Origin of the sequence: Curtobacterium sp. MCBD17_040 (assembly GCF_003234805.2) — a bacterium.
Taxonomy (GTDB): Bacteria; Actinomycetota; Actinomycetes; order Actinomycetales; family Microbacteriaceae; genus Curtobacterium.
In genome coordinates this window covers 1,736,534-1,749,274 of sequence record NZ_CP126273.1, presented here as the reverse complement: position 1 = coordinate 1,749,274, position 12,741 = coordinate 1,736,534, and the positions used below count along the sequence as shown (strand labels likewise).

Annotated in this window: 11 protein-coding genes; 6 read left to right on the top strand and 5 right to left on the bottom strand. The window is 69.2% G+C overall.

Features of this window, described 5'->3' with window-relative positions; all coding sequences use genetic code 11:
• Positions 1-122: 122 nt before the first annotated feature.
• Positions 123-1,634 (top strand): glycerol kinase GlpK, encoded by a 1,512-nt coding sequence (gene glpK / locus DEI94_RS08280; protein WP_111009048.1) that lies wholly within the window; start codon positions 123-125, stop codon positions 1,632-1,634.
• A 177-nt stretch (positions 1,635-1,811) separates the two neighbouring features.
• Here the strand turns inward: glpK and trpD are convergent, their stop codons facing one another.
• Complete coding sequence (gene trpD, locus DEI94_RS08275) at positions 1,812-2,864, bottom strand: anthranilate phosphoribosyltransferase (protein WP_111009047.1); 1,053 nt, start codon at positions 2,862-2,864, stop codon at positions 1,812-1,814.
• A gap of 71 nt (positions 2,865-2,935) precedes the next feature.
• On the opposite strand from trpD, the gene ctaE reads away from it, so the two are divergent.
• From ctaE to DEI94_RS08250, 5 genes are all read left to right on the top strand, one after another.
• Positions 2,936-3,574, top strand: coding sequence for an aa3-type cytochrome oxidase subunit III (gene ctaE / locus DEI94_RS08270; RefSeq protein WP_111009046.1), 639 nt, complete (start codon positions 2,936-2,938; stop codon positions 3,572-3,574).
• Positions 3,575-3,595: 21 nt separating this feature from the next.
• A complete protein-coding gene (gene qcrC / locus DEI94_RS08265) occupies positions 3,596-4,423 on the top strand; it encodes a cytochrome bc1 complex diheme cytochrome c subunit (protein WP_111009045.1) in 828 nt (275 codons plus the stop codon).
• Positions 4,424-4,460: 37 nt separating this feature from the next.
• Entirely contained in the window at positions 4,461-5,534 is a 1,074-nt protein-coding gene (gene qcrA / locus DEI94_RS08260) for a cytochrome bc1 complex Rieske iron-sulfur subunit (RefSeq protein WP_111025599.1), read from the top strand.
• Positions 5,531-7,237 (top strand): cytochrome bc1 complex cytochrome b subunit, encoded by a 1,707-nt coding sequence (gene qcrB, locus DEI94_RS08255; RefSeq protein ID WP_111009043.1) that lies wholly within the window; start codon positions 5,531-5,533, stop codon positions 7,235-7,237. Before qcrA ends, qcrB begins: the two co-directional genes overlap by 4 nt.
• 185 nt (positions 7,238-7,422) lie before the next feature.
• Positions 7,423-8,385 (top strand): phosphodiesterase, encoded by a 963-nt coding sequence (locus DEI94_RS08250; protein WP_111025598.1) that lies wholly within the window; start codon positions 7,423-7,425, stop codon positions 8,383-8,385.
• Here DEI94_RS08250 and DEI94_RS08245 read toward each other — a convergent pair.
• From DEI94_RS08245 to DEI94_RS08230, 4 genes are all read right to left on the bottom strand, one after another.
• On the bottom strand, positions 8,372-9,958 hold the full coding sequence (locus tag DEI94_RS08245; RefSeq protein ID WP_111013327.1) for a stealth family protein: 1,587 nt from the start codon (positions 9,956-9,958) through the stop codon (positions 8,372-8,374). The two genes, DEI94_RS08250 and DEI94_RS08245, sit on opposite strands and share 14 nt — an antisense overlap.
• A 113-nt stretch (positions 9,959-10,071) precedes the next feature.
• Complete coding sequence (locus tag DEI94_RS08240) at positions 10,072-10,419, bottom strand: DUF6804 family protein (RefSeq protein ID WP_111013328.1); 348 nt, start codon at positions 10,417-10,419, stop codon at positions 10,072-10,074.
• Entirely contained in the window at positions 10,419-11,123 is a 705-nt protein-coding gene (locus tag DEI94_RS08235) for a GDSL-type esterase/lipase family protein (RefSeq protein ID WP_111025706.1), read from the bottom strand. Before DEI94_RS08235 ends, DEI94_RS08240 begins: the two co-directional genes overlap by 1 nt.
• A gap of 64 nt (positions 11,124-11,187) precedes the next feature.
• Entirely contained in the window at positions 11,188-12,723 is a 1,536-nt protein-coding gene (locus DEI94_RS08230; RefSeq protein WP_111009039.1) for an SDR family oxidoreductase, read from the bottom strand.
• Between the last annotated feature and the right edge of the window lie 18 nt (positions 12,724-12,741).

Below are 12,741 nucleotides of genomic sequence, written 5' to 3'. Positions count from 1 at the left end.
CGTCCCCGTCCCGGGCCCTGAGCGGACCCGCCGACCGGACCCCGTCCCTCCCGGACCGGTCCCAACCGAACCGTCGCGCCGCACCAGCGGCCGGCACCGACAACCCAGAGGAGCACACACCAATGGCCGACTACATCGTCGCCATCGACCAGGGCACCACGAGCACGCGAGCGATCGTCTTCGACCACTCCGGGTCCATCGTGTCCGTCGGGCAGAAGGAACACGAGCAGATCTTCCCCCGCGCGGGCTGGGTGGAGCACGACCCGACCGAGATCTGGGACAACACGCGCGAGGTCATCGGTCAGGCGCTCTCGCGGGCGGACATCACCCGGCACGACGTCGCGGCCGTGGGTATCACCAACCAGCGTGAGACCGCCGTCGTGTGGGACAAGACCACGGGCAAGCCGGTCTACAACGCGATCGTCTGGCAGGACACCCGCACGCAGTCCATCGTCGACCGCCTCGCGGACGGTGACACCGACCGCTTCAAGTCGATCGTCGGCCTGCCACTCGCGACGTACTTCGCCGGCACCAAGATCATGTGGATCCTCGAGAACGTCGAGGGGGCGCGGGAGAAGGCCGAGGCGGGTGACCTGCTCTTCGGGACGACCGACACCTGGGTGCTCTGGAACCTCACCGGCGGCACGGATGGAGGCGTCCACGCGACCGACGTGACGAACGCGTCGCGGACCCTCTTCATGGACCTCGAGACGCTCGAGTGGCGCGACGACATCCTCGAGCAGTTCGGCGTGCCGAAGTCGATGCTGCCGAAGATCTGCTCGTCATCCGAGGTGTACGGCACGGTCGAGCCGTCGAACCTGCTGCGCGAGGTCCCGATCGCGGGCATCCTCGGCGACCAGCAGGCCGCGACGTTCGGCCAGGCCGCGTTCGACCAGGGCGAGTCGAAGAACACGTACGGCACCGGCAACTTCCTCATCTTCAACACGGGAACCGACATCGTCCGGTCGGAGAACGGGCTCCTCACCACGGTCGGGTACAAGCTCGGCGACCAGCCGACGCACTACGCGCTCGAGGGCTCCATCGCCGTCACCGGGTCGCTCATCCAGTGGCTCCGCGACAACCTCGGCCTGATCGGGAGCGCGCCGGAGGTCGAGGCGCTCGCGACGACCGTGGAGGACAACGGCGGCGTGTACGTCGTCCCGGCCTTCTCCGGGTTGTTCGCGCCGTACTGGCGCTCGGACGCCCGTGGTGCGATCGTCGGGCTCACCCGATACGCGAACAAGGGCCACATCGCCCGCGCCGCGCTCGAGGCGACCGCGTTCCAGACGCGCGAGGTCCTCGACGCCGTCAACGCCGACTCGGGCGTCGACCTGACGGAGCTCAAGGTCGACGGCGGCATGGTCGCGAACGACGCCCTCATGCAGTTCCAGGCGGACATCCTCGACGTGCCCGTCGTGCGGCCGGTCGTCGCGGAGACCACCGCGCTCGGTGCGGCGTACGCGGCCGGTCTCGCCGTCGGGTTCTGGCAGAACCTCGACGAGCTGCGGGCGAACTGGCAGGAGGACAAGCGGTGGGAGCCCCAGCTCGACGAGACCGAGCGGGCGCGCCAGATCCGGCTCTGGAAGAAGGCCGTCACGAAGACCTTCGACTGGGTCGACGAGGACGTCCTCTGAGCCGCTGACGCCCGCCGACGGACGGCCCCGACCACGACCGTGGCCGGGGCCGTCCGCGTGTCGGTCGGGAGGACCGGCCTCCCCCGCCGGGCGGCCCGCCTCGTCCCCGAGCGGTCCGGACCTGACGGGGATGGACGACGCGCGTCGTCGACACGCCCGTGCTCCGTGAGGAACGCTTCAGGCTCGGTGCTCGCCCACCCAGGCCGCGAGCTTCGCTTCCGCCGCTCCGGAGTCGACGGCCTCGGCCGCGACCACGAGTTCCTCGCGGAACCGCTGCAGCAGCGGCCGCAACACCTGTGTGGGATCGGCGGCGAGCCGGAACGCGACGAGGCCGGCGGCGGCGTTGAGGAGCACGATGTCGCGCACCGCGCCCGTCTCCCCCGCCAGCACGCGCCGCACGATCGCGGCGTTCTCGGCGGGCTCGCCGCCCAGGAGGTCGGTCGTGCGGGCACGAGGGATGCCGAGGTCCCGGGGGTCGAGATCATGCTCGGTCACGGAGCCGCCGCTGACCTCCCAGATGTGGCTGTGGCCGGTCGTGGTGAGCTCGTCGAGCCCGTCGTCCCCCCGGAACACCAGGGCCGTCGCACCCCGTGTCTGGAACACGCCCGTGATGATCGGCACGAGGTCGAGCTGCGCCACGCCGACGGCGTTCGCCTCGCACCGAGCCGGGTTCACGAGGGGCCCGAGGAAGTTGAAGACCGTGGGGACGCCGATCTCCCGGCGGACCGACGCGGCGTGGGCGAACCCCGGGTGGAAGGCACTCGCGAACGCGAACGTCAGGCCGACGCGGCGGAATGTCTCGGCGACACGCGCGGCGTCGAGGGTGAGGTCGAGGCCGAGTGCCGCGAGGACGTCGGACGACCCCGAACGGGAACTCGATGCACGGTTGCCGTGCTTGACGACGGGCACCCCGGCGGAGGCGACGACGATCGCCGCCATGGTCGAGACGTTCACCGTCCCGACGACGTCGCCACCCGTCCCGACGATGTCGAGCGCCATGGGGTCGACGTCGAGTGGGACGGCGCTCTCGAGGATCGCGTCACGGAACCCGACGACCTCGTCCACCGTCTCGCCCTTGGCGCGGAGCGCGACGAGGAACCCCGCGATCTGGGCGGGTGTGGCACGCCCGGCGACGATGTCCTCCATGGCCCATGCGGATTCGCTGATCGACAGGTCCGTGCCGGCCATGAGGGAGCCGATGACCGACGGCCAGGAGAACGAGTCGTGCATGCCCCCGATCGTACTGATTTCGAAGGACCCGCCAGTTGCCTGCGAAAACACTGTCCGTGGTTCGGGCCATAATGGACGACGTGACAAGCACCCCTCTCTCCAGACCAGCCCAGGGCGCGGTCCTGAACCGGCCGAACCCCGTCGCCGTGGGGACCATCGTGTGGCTGGGCAGCGAGGTCATGTTCTTCGCCGGCCTGTTCGCGATCTACTTCACGCTGCGCAGCACGTCCCCGAAGCTCTGGGCGACCGAGACCGCGCACCTCGACGTGCCGTACGCCGCCACGAACACGATCGTCCTGGTCCTGTCGAGCTTCGCCTGCCAGTTCGCGGTGTTCGCCGCCGAGCGCTTCCAGGTACACCGCACGAGCTGGAAGCCGCGCGACTGGGGCATGACCGAGTGGTTCTTCGTCACCTACTGCATGGGCGCGGTGTTCATCTGCGGCCAGGTCTACGAGTACTCGAACCTCTGGCACGAGGGCGTCACGCTGTCCTCGAGCGCCTACGGGTCTGCCTTCTTCATGACCACGGGCTTCCACGGCCTCCACGTCACCGGCGGCCTCCTCGCGTTCCTCCTGACCCTCGGCCGCGGCTTCGCCGCGAAGAACTTCGGTCACAAGGAAGCGACCACCGCGATCGTCGTGTCGTACTACTGGCACTTCGTCGATGTCGTCTGGATCGGCCTCTTCGCCGTCATCTACCTTCTCAAGTAGGAATCGGATAGCCCCACGCGCATGTTCTCTCGAAGCAAGTCCGAGCGCCGCACCGGCGCCAAGAAGGGCCGCCGCTCCCCGCTGGCGACCGTGTCGCTGATCGTCGTCGGCCTGATGACGACCGGTGGCGCGTACGCCCTGTTCACCTCATCGGCCAACGCGGACTCCTCGCAGTCGACGACGGTCGCGGCCACCAGCCAGTCGCGGGTCAACGAGGGGCAGAAGCTCTTCGCGTCGAACTGCGCCACGTGCCACGGGCTCAGCGCACAGGGCACGAAGTCCGGTCCGTCGCTCATCGGCGTCGGCGCCGCCTCGGTCGACTTCCAGGTCGGCACGGGTCGCATGCCCGCGGCGTCGAACGGCCCGCAGGTCGAGGAGAAGCCCGCGCAGTTCACGGACGAGCAGGTCGCGGACATCGCCGCCTACGTGTCGTCGCTCGGCCCGGGCCCGTCCATCCCGAAGGCGAGCCTCACCAACGGCAACGCCAACGCGGCCAAGGGCGCCGAACTGTTCCGGGTGAACTGCGCGATGTGCCACAACGTCGCGGGTGCCGGCGGTGCCCTGACCGAGGGCAAGTACGCGCCGAACCTCAAGTCGGTGTCGGGCAAGCACATCTACGAGGCCATGCTCACCGGTCCGCAGAACATGCCGGTCTTCAACGACCTGAACATCACGCCGAAGCAGAAGGCGGACATCATCACCTATCTGAAGTACATCCAGGACACGAAGTCCCCGGGCGGGTTCGCCCTCGGTGACATCGGCCCGGTGGCAGAGGGCCTGTTCCTCTGGATCTTCGGACTCGGTGCGGTCGTCGCGGTGACCGTCTGGCTCACCGCGAAGACCAACTGATCGACCCGTGTCGCACGACACCACTGAAGGGAACACCATGACAGAGCGCGACGACGACGTACTGTCCGCGTCCTCCGCTGTCGAGAAGCACGACACGCCCTCGATCCCCGCCGGTACCGCGGTCCTGCCCGCCGAGCCGTTCCAGAACCCCGGTGAGCCGCCGCACCGCCCGCGGCGGACCGACGTCGACCCGAAGAAGGAGCGTCTGGCCGAGCGTCAGGTCGCGACGTTCTTCTACATCTCGATCGTCGGCAGCATCCTGGCGATCGCGTCCTACGTCGCGTTCCCCGTCCGCGCCGGCGACCTGTCGACGGTCCGCTTCGGCAACCTGTTCCTCGGTCTGTCGATCACGCTGGCGCTCCTCGCCCTCGGGTTCGGTGCCGTCTACTGGTCCAAGACCCTCGTCGTGGACCGCGAGATCTCCGAGCAGCGTCACGCGACCCGTGGCTCCGAGGAGACCCGTGCGAAGGCCGTCGAGGCCTTCCGGCTCGGCGACAAGGAATCGGGCTTCAACCGTCGAACGGTCATCCGCAACAGCCTCATCGGTGCGCTCGTGGCGTTCCCGCTCCCCGGTGTCGTGCTGGTGCGCGATCTCGCGCCCGCTGCCGACCCCAACAAGCTCCTCAGCTACACGATGTGGAAGCAGGGCACGCGCCTGACGAAGGACCCGACCGGCCTGCCGATCAAGGCGTCCGACGTCACCCAGGGCTCGGTCTTCCACGTGATCCCCGACGGTCTGCTCGACAAGTCGGACATGCTCGAGGAGAAGGCCAAGGCGGCCGTCCTGCTCATGCGCCTGGACCCGTCGGAGCTCCATCCCCGCAAGGGCCAGGAACACTGGGGGTACGACGGCATCGTCGCCTACTCGAAGATCTGCACCCACGTCGGATGCCCCGTAGCGCTCTACGAGCAGCAGACGCACCACCTGCTGTGCCCGTGCCACCAGTCGACGTTCGATGTCGCGCACAGCTGCGAGGTCATCTTCGGCCCGGCGAGCCGGCCCCTTCCCCAACTTCCCATCACGGTCGACTCCGAGGGCTACCTGGTCGCACAGAGCGACTTCCACGAGCCCGTCGGCCCCAGCTTCTGGGAGCGTGAGCGCGTTTCATGAGCACCACCACCACACGGACCACCGGTCCCACGCCGGCGGCGGCCACACCGCCGCAGAACGCGCCGACGCCGACGTCCCGGCTGGTCGGCGCGGCCGCGAACTACATCGACGAGCGCACGAGCATCTCCGGGCTGGTCAAAGAGGTCGGTCGCAAGATCTTCCCCGACCACTGGTCGTTCATGCTCGGCGAGGTGGCGCTCTACAGCTTCGTCGTCGTGCTGCTGTCCGGCACCTTCCTGACGTTCTTCTTCCAGGCGTCGATGGCGGATGTCTCGTACGACGGCTCGTGGGTACCGCTCAAGGGCATCGAGATGTCGGCGGCGTACCAGTCGACGCTCAACATCTCGTTCGACATCCGCGGCGGTCTGTTCGTCCGGCAGATCCACCACTGGGCGGCGCTGCTGTTCGTGGCCTCGATCATGCTGCACATGCTCCGGGTGTACTTCACGGGCGCGTTCCGCAAGCCGCGTGAGCTCAACTGGGTGTTCGGCTTCCTCCTCTGGGTCCTCGCCATGGCCGAGGGCTTCACGGGGTACTCGCTCCCCGACGACCTGTTGTCCGGCAACGGCCTCCGCATCATCGTCGGCATGATCGAGGGTGTCCCGGTCATCGGCGTGTGGATCGCCTACCTGCTGTTCGGCGGGGAATTCCCGGGGACCGCGATCGTCGGCCGCCTGTACACGCTGCACATCCTGCTGCTGCCGGCGATCCTGGTCGCCGTGCTCGGTGTGCACCTCGTGCTCGTCGTCATCAACAAGCACACGCAGTACGCCGGCCCGGGCCGTACCAACGAGAACGTCGTCGGTGTCCCGATCCTCCCGGCCTTCGCCGCGAAGGCGGGCGGGTTCTTCTTCATCGTCGCGGGCATCCTCGCCCTGATCGCGTCGCTGTTCACGATCAACCCGATCTGGACGTACGGTCCGTACGACCCCTCCCCGGTGTCTGCGGGGACCCAGCCCGACTGGTACATCGGCTTCGCCGACGGCGCCCTGCGTCTGGTCCCGCCGCACTGGGAGTTCGTGATCTGGGGCAACTACACGCTCTCGATGAACATCCTCGCGCCGATCATCGTGCTCGTGCTGCTCATCAGCGCCATCCTGCTGTACCCGTTCCTCGAGGCGTGGGTCACGGGCGACAAGCGCGAGCACCACATCGCCGACCGCCCGCGGAACGCGCCGACCCGCACGGCCATCGGTGCCGCCGGCATGACGCTCTACGGCGGCCTCTGGGCCGCCGCGAGCTCGGACATCATCGCCACGCACTTCATGGTCTCCCTGAACCACGTCATCCACGTCGTGCAGGCGATGGTCGTCCTCGGCCCGTTCTTCGCCTTCTGGATCACGAAGCGCGTCTGCCTCGCGCTGCAGAAGAAGGACCGCGAGATCGTGCTGCACGGGTACGAGTCGGGCCGCATCGTGCGCCTGCCGCACGGCGAGTACATCGAGGTCCACGAGCAGCTCGACGAGTACGAGCGGTGGCGTCTGCTGCAGTTCAACGAGTACCAGCCGCTCATGCTCCGTCCGAACGCACGCGGCAAGATCAGCCCGGTCGAGCGGGTGCGCGCTCGGATGTCGAAGTTCTTCTTCGAGGATCGCATCGCCCCCGTCTCCAAGCCCGAGCTCGACGCCGCGCATGCGGCGCACCACGGGCCGGACCTCGAGGGCACGCACCAGGCGCCGCAGGTCGGCAGCGGCGGTCACTGAACCGACACACGGGAGCGCCCGACCACGATGGTGGTCGGGCGCTTCGTCGTTCGTCGTTCACCTGGGGACGATCGGACACGCCCACCCAGTTCAGGGCACGTTCACGCGCGGGTGCTGGACTGGTGTACGTGGCTGTGACAACGTTGGCCGCGCTGTTCCTCGACGAGTGATTGATTGCGAGCTCCATGGACATCCGGACGGCCGAACACCCCAGGCCGAACCACTTCCTGCTCCACCTCTCCGACACCCACCTCATCGCCGCTGACGGCGAGCTGTACGGAGACGTCGACTCGGCTGCACGGTTGCAGCAGATCGTCGACGAGATCGAGGCGTCGGGTTCGCACCCCGAGGCCATCGTCGTCACGGGCGACGTCGCGGACCGCGGTGAGCCAGGAGCGTACGCACGGGTCCGCCGCATCCTCGAACCGGCGTCGGAACGACTCGGTGCCCAGCTCATCTGGGCGATGGGCAACCACGACGAGCGTGGCGCGTTCCGGCGTGAGCTGTTCGGTCTGCAGCCCACCGACCGGCCCGTGGACTTCGTGTACGACGTCAACGGGCTCCGGGTGATCACGCTCGACACGAGTGTCCCTGGCCACCACCACGGGGAACTGACCTCCGCGCAGCTCGACTGGCTCGCCGAGGAACTCAGCGTGGCGGCGCCGCACGGCACCATCCTCGCGCTCCACCACCCGCCCGTGCCGAGTGTCCAGGACCTGACGGTCCTCGTCGAACTGCGCGACCAGCAGGCACTCGCCGAGGTGGTGGAGGGCTCCGACATCATCTCGATCATCGGTGGCCACTTGCACTACTCGACGACGTCGCAGTTCGCCGGGATCCCCGTCTCGGTCGCCAGCGCGACCTGCTACACGCAGGACCTGGTCACCGAGGGCGGTGGCACCCGCGGGCGCGACGGTGCGCAGTCGTTCAACCTCGTGCACGTGTACGGATCGACCGTGGTCCACTCGGTCGTTCCGATCGGGCACTACGCGACCGTGGGCGAGCGCGTCGCGCCGGTACAGGTTGCCGAACGGCTCGCTGCGGCAGGCGTGGTCATCCCGGCCGCGGTCGAACCGCAGCCGGTCACCTCGAGCATCCCCGTGTTCCGCGACGAGGTGGTGCCGGCCTCCCCCGTCAGCCGGCGGTAGCGGCTCCGGCGGGAGCGATCCCATCGGTGGGCCGCTCCCACGGGGCCGGGAACGGGAAGTACTTCTCGAGGAAGTCCGTCACCCGGGCGGTGCGCTCGTCGTCGGAGACCTCCGGGAAGCTCCCGTCGTTGAGGCAGAAGAAGTCGACGTTGCGCCGGCGGAGCAGCTCGTCGAGCGCCGTGAGGCCGGACACCATGGTCGTGTCGACGTACTGCACCACCGCGTTCTCCTGGACGATGGCGCGCCCGGTCATGAGTGCGTAGTAGTGGTACAGCGAGTTCGTCACGGAGATGTTGTCGGCGGCGCGGAACCGTGACGCTGCGGTGCGCGCGAACTCGTCGGCGAACTCGTGCTCCATCTCGGACATGACGCTCTTGCGGAGCGGGGTGGCGGCGTGTTCGAGGTGCCGCGTGGTGATCGCGCCGAACCGCTGCTGGAGGAGCTGCCGGTTCACCCGTGCCGAGTTCTCGAAGCCGCTGCGCTGAGCGTTGTTCGTCCCCAGGCCGATCCGGGTGGTGGCGAGGATGAACTTCGTGATCGAGCCGGGCGAGAAGAACATCGACGGGTCGACCCAGCGGCCGAAGAACATGTCGTCGTTCGAGTAGATGAAGTGTTCGCTCAAGCCGGGGATGTGGTGGAGCTGCGACTCGACGGCCTGCGAGTTGTGCGTCGGCAGGACCGACGGATCGGCGAAGAACTCCTCGCTCCGGACGATCCGCACCCGTGGGTGATCCGCGAGCCAAGCCGGGGCGGGGGAATCGGTCGCGATGTAGATCGTGCGGATCCAGGGCGCGAACGTGTGCACCGACCGGAGTGCGTACTTGAGCTCGTCGATCTGCCGGAAGCGGGCCGGGGCGTCGTCGCCCTCGCCCAGGACGGCGCCAGCCTGCTGTGCTTGCCGGGCGCGCTGGTACTCGATCGCGTTGCCGTCGACCCACGAGAAGACCATGTCGATGGGGAACGTGATGTCGCTGACGTGGTCGTCGAACATGTGCTCGATCGTCTGCCACGTGCGGCCGTAGCGCTCCACCTCGGTCCGGACGAACTCGTCGAGCGGCAGACTGCGGCGCATCATCGCGTTCTCGACGGGCGCGAGGACCTCGGTGTCGGTGACGCGCCAGAACTCGACCTGGACCGCGGTGTCCGCGCCGTAGCGGAGGCGACCGATCGGCTCCAGACGGGGACGGAAGAGCCGCAGCACGTCCCTCCCGGACTGCCCGAGACCGTCGTCGGCGATCAGGACCGCGCGCTCCCCCGGTGGCTTCGCGTAGAACGGCTCGTTCGCGCAGGCGTCCATGAGCGTGCTCTCGGCGCGCTGTCGGTCACGCTCGTCGAGCGCGAGCACGGGCCGGGTGTCGTTGCCGCGGATGAGCATGTGGTCGACGTCGGCGGCCGTGAGCGCGTCGTCGATGAAGAGCAGATCCTCGATCATCGACTGCTGCGGGGTGAGGTGCCCGTTGAGGAGCGTCAGCCGGCCCTTCCGGACCACGACGTCGGATCGTTCGAGTCCGCCGGAGGACGGATGAGGGTTCAGCAGCGGACTCTCGGTCTCCGGTGCGGTCTCGTCGGCCATCCACGCCCTTCTCGATGCGGTCGGGCACGGTGCCCGCCATCCGAATCCTATCGGTCCACGGTGGCGGCGTCAGTGCGGTCGGTCAGCGGCGTGAGGGCGCGCGTGACCGTCCGTCAGGTGCGGTCGTCGGGCACCTTCACGACGATGCCCACCGCGACGAACGCCGCGGCCGCGACGATCTGGAGGGCCGCCCACAGCTGGCCGGGGATCGGCACCGTCACGACGGGGTTCCAGCACACGGCGATCGCCAGCGTGACGGCGGCGGCGACCCACGCTCGCGCCCGGAACGCGAACACGATGACGACCAGCGCCAGGAACGTCACGCCGACACGCACGAACACGAAGCCGGACGAGCCGACGAGCGCGATGCAGGCCAGGAGGCCCACCGCGGCCAGGAGGCCGGGCGCGAGAGCGGGACGTGTGAAGTCCGGTTCCGCCTGTCGGCGGGAGCCGGACGGCATCAGCGCTGGAGGTCGCGGAGGTCCGCCAGGTTGATCGGACGCGACATGGGCGGCAGGTCCCGGAGCCGCTCGAGCGCGGGGAGGAGCTCGCCCACCACGGCGCGGTAGCCGTCCTCGTTGAGGTGCAGGTCGTCCTCGGTGAACCGGGGATCGATCCGGTCGCCCTCGGCGAGTGCCGGCCACAGGTCGAGGAACTGCGCGCGGCAGGTCGCTACGAACTGCCGGAGGTGCCGGTTCGCCTCCTCGATCCGGGGTGTGAACGACGCCGCGCGGGGCAGGATCGACACGAGCAGCAGCCGGACGCCCGGCAGGTCGCGGCGCAGGTCCACCAGGATGGACTCGACGTTGCGCACGACGTGCTCAGCGGTCGCCCGGTGGTTGCCGAAGTCGTTCGTGCCGATGAGCAGCACGATGACGTCGGGCTGTGCCGCGACGACCTCGTCGAGGCGCGCGAGCACGCCGTCGGTGGTGTCCCCGTTCACCCCGAGGTTCCGCACCCGCTCCCCCGGCAGCCACGACTGCCAGTCGCCGCCTGCCGTCAGGCTGTCGCCCACGAACAGCACGAGTTCGCCGTCGTGGTCCGAGGACGACGGCCGCTGGCGTGGGGCCTGGGTGGCGGACGAGTCCGCTGCTGCTTCCCCCGCGGGAGCCTCGTGGGCTTCGTCCGCGCCGCCTTGTTCGATTCCGGTCTGCTCGTCGGTCATGACTGCCTCCTCGACGTCGTGGTCCATTCTGCCGTGGGCGGGCTTCCGGTGCGACCCGGGGACCTCATCCGGCCGCCGAGCGTTCGCTCGCGGCGGTCTCGCGGTGTGGTGTGCCGAGCGGCGCCTCGTGTGGGAGGTCCTGGCGTCCGCCGCCGCGTTCCGCACGCGCCGTGATGCGCTCGACCATGCCGGGGAAGATGATCCCGTGGAACGGGAGGATCGACCACCAGTAGAGGCGTCCGGCGAGTCCCTGCGGGAACCAGATCGCCCGCTGGTGGTACTCGGAGCCGTCCTCGGTGGGCCGCACGGACAGCTCCAGCCAGGCGCGGCCCGGGGCCTTGAACTCCGCTCGCAACCGGAGGTAACGGCCCCGGTCGAGCTCCTCGACCCGCCACCAGTCCAGGACGTCCCCGGTCTCGAGTCGATCCGGGTTCCGCCGGCCGCGGCTCAGACCGACGCCACCGGCGATGCGGTCCATCCACCCGCGCAGGGCCCAGGCGAGGGGCAGCGAGTACCAGCCGTTGTCGCCACCGATCGACTCGATGACACGCCAGACGTCCTCAGCCGAGGCCGTGGTCCGGCGCGTTCGATCGTCGACGTCCACGACGTGGCCGGCCCACTCCGGGTCGCTCGGCAGCGGGTCGCTCGGCGCGCCGTCCATGCTCGCGTTCCGCCAGCTCGTCTCGACCTCGCCCTCGCGCGTCTTCTGCAACGCGAGTCGGACGGCCGTCCGGTACGGGGTCAGGCCGCCGTCGGGATGCGGGATGAACGCGTCGATGTCGTGTTCCCGCTGCACGCATTCGTACTGCAAGGACTCGATGATCGGCTTGGCGAGGGCACGCGGGATCGGCGTCACCAGGTTGAACCAGTGGGCCGCCAGCTCGGGCGTCAGGACCGGGAGGGTCGAGATCGGTCGCTGGGGCAGGCCCGCCTCGACCGCGTACGCGTTGAGCATCTGTCCGTAGCGGAGGACGTCGGGGCCGCCGATGTCGAAGGTCCGGTTGACGTCCGCCGGTAGCTCGATCGCCCGGACGAGGTAGTACAGGACGTCGCGGACGGCGATCGGCTGGATGCGGTTCCGGACCCACCGCGGTGCCGGCATCCATGGCAGCACGTCGGTGAGGTGCCGGATCATCTCGAACGAGGTGCTGCCGGACCCGATGACGACCCCCGCCTGCAGGGCGACGGTGGGGACGCCCGAGTCGAGGAGGACCTGCCCGACCTCGGCCCGGCTGCGGAGGTGCTTGCTCGTCGCGCCGTCCGGGTGCAGCCCGCCGAGGTAGACGAACCGTCGGACACCGGCGGCGCGTGCGGCCGAGGCCATGGTGCGCGCGGCACGGCGCTCGGTCTCCTCGAAGTCGCCGCGCGTCCCCATGCTGTGCGCGAGGTAGTACACGGCCTCCATGCCGTCGACGGCGCGAGCGACCGCGTCGGCGTCGGTGAGGTCGCCCTGCACCACCTCGACGCGATCCCGCCACGGCACGTCGTCGAGCTTGCGCGGGGTCCGGGCGAGGACACGGACGTCGTGGCCCGCCTCGAGCAGGCGCGGGACGAGGCGGCCGCCGATGTACCCGGTGGCTCCGGTGACGAGGAGACGCATGTCCGGGACGGTACGCTC

Excerpts from the sequence above, each read along its gene's own strand:
- glpK (WP_111009048.1), top strand. The coding sequence starts at position 123 with ATGGCCGACTACATCGTCGCCATCGACCAGGGCACCACGAGCACGCGA.
- trpD (WP_111009047.1), bottom strand. The coding sequence starts at position 2,864 with ATGCACGACTCGTTCTCCTGGCCGTCGGTCATCGGCTCCCTCATGGCC.
- ctaE (WP_111009046.1), top strand. The coding sequence starts at position 2,936 with ATGGACGACGTGACAAGCACCCCTCTCTCCAGACCAGCCCAGGGCGCG.
- qcrC (WP_111009045.1), top strand. The coding sequence starts at position 3,596 with ATGTTCTCTCGAAGCAAGTCCGAGCGCCGCACCGGCGCCAAGAAGGGC.
- qcrA (WP_111025599.1), top strand. The coding sequence starts at position 4,461 with ATGACAGAGCGCGACGACGACGTACTGTCCGCGTCCTCCGCTGTCGAG.
- qcrB (WP_111009043.1), top strand. The coding sequence starts at position 5,531 with ATGAGCACCACCACCACACGGACCACCGGTCCCACGCCGGCGGCGGCC.
- DEI94_RS08250 (WP_111025598.1), top strand. The coding sequence starts at position 7,423 with ATGGACATCCGGACGGCCGAACACCCCAGGCCGAACCACTTCCTGCTC.
- DEI94_RS08245 (WP_111013327.1), bottom strand. The coding sequence starts at position 9,958 with ATGGCCGACGAGACCGCACCGGAGACCGAGAGTCCGCTGCTGAACCCT.
- DEI94_RS08240 (WP_111013328.1), bottom strand. The coding sequence starts at position 10,419 with ATGCCGTCCGGCTCCCGCCGACAGGCGGAACCGGACTTCACACGTCCC.
- DEI94_RS08235 (WP_111025706.1), bottom strand. The coding sequence starts at position 11,123 with ATGACCGACGAGCAGACCGGAATCGAACAAGGCGGCGCGGACGAAGCC.
- DEI94_RS08230 (WP_111009039.1), bottom strand. The coding sequence starts at position 12,723 with ATGCGTCTCCTCGTCACCGGAGCCACCGGGTACATCGGCGGCCGCCTC.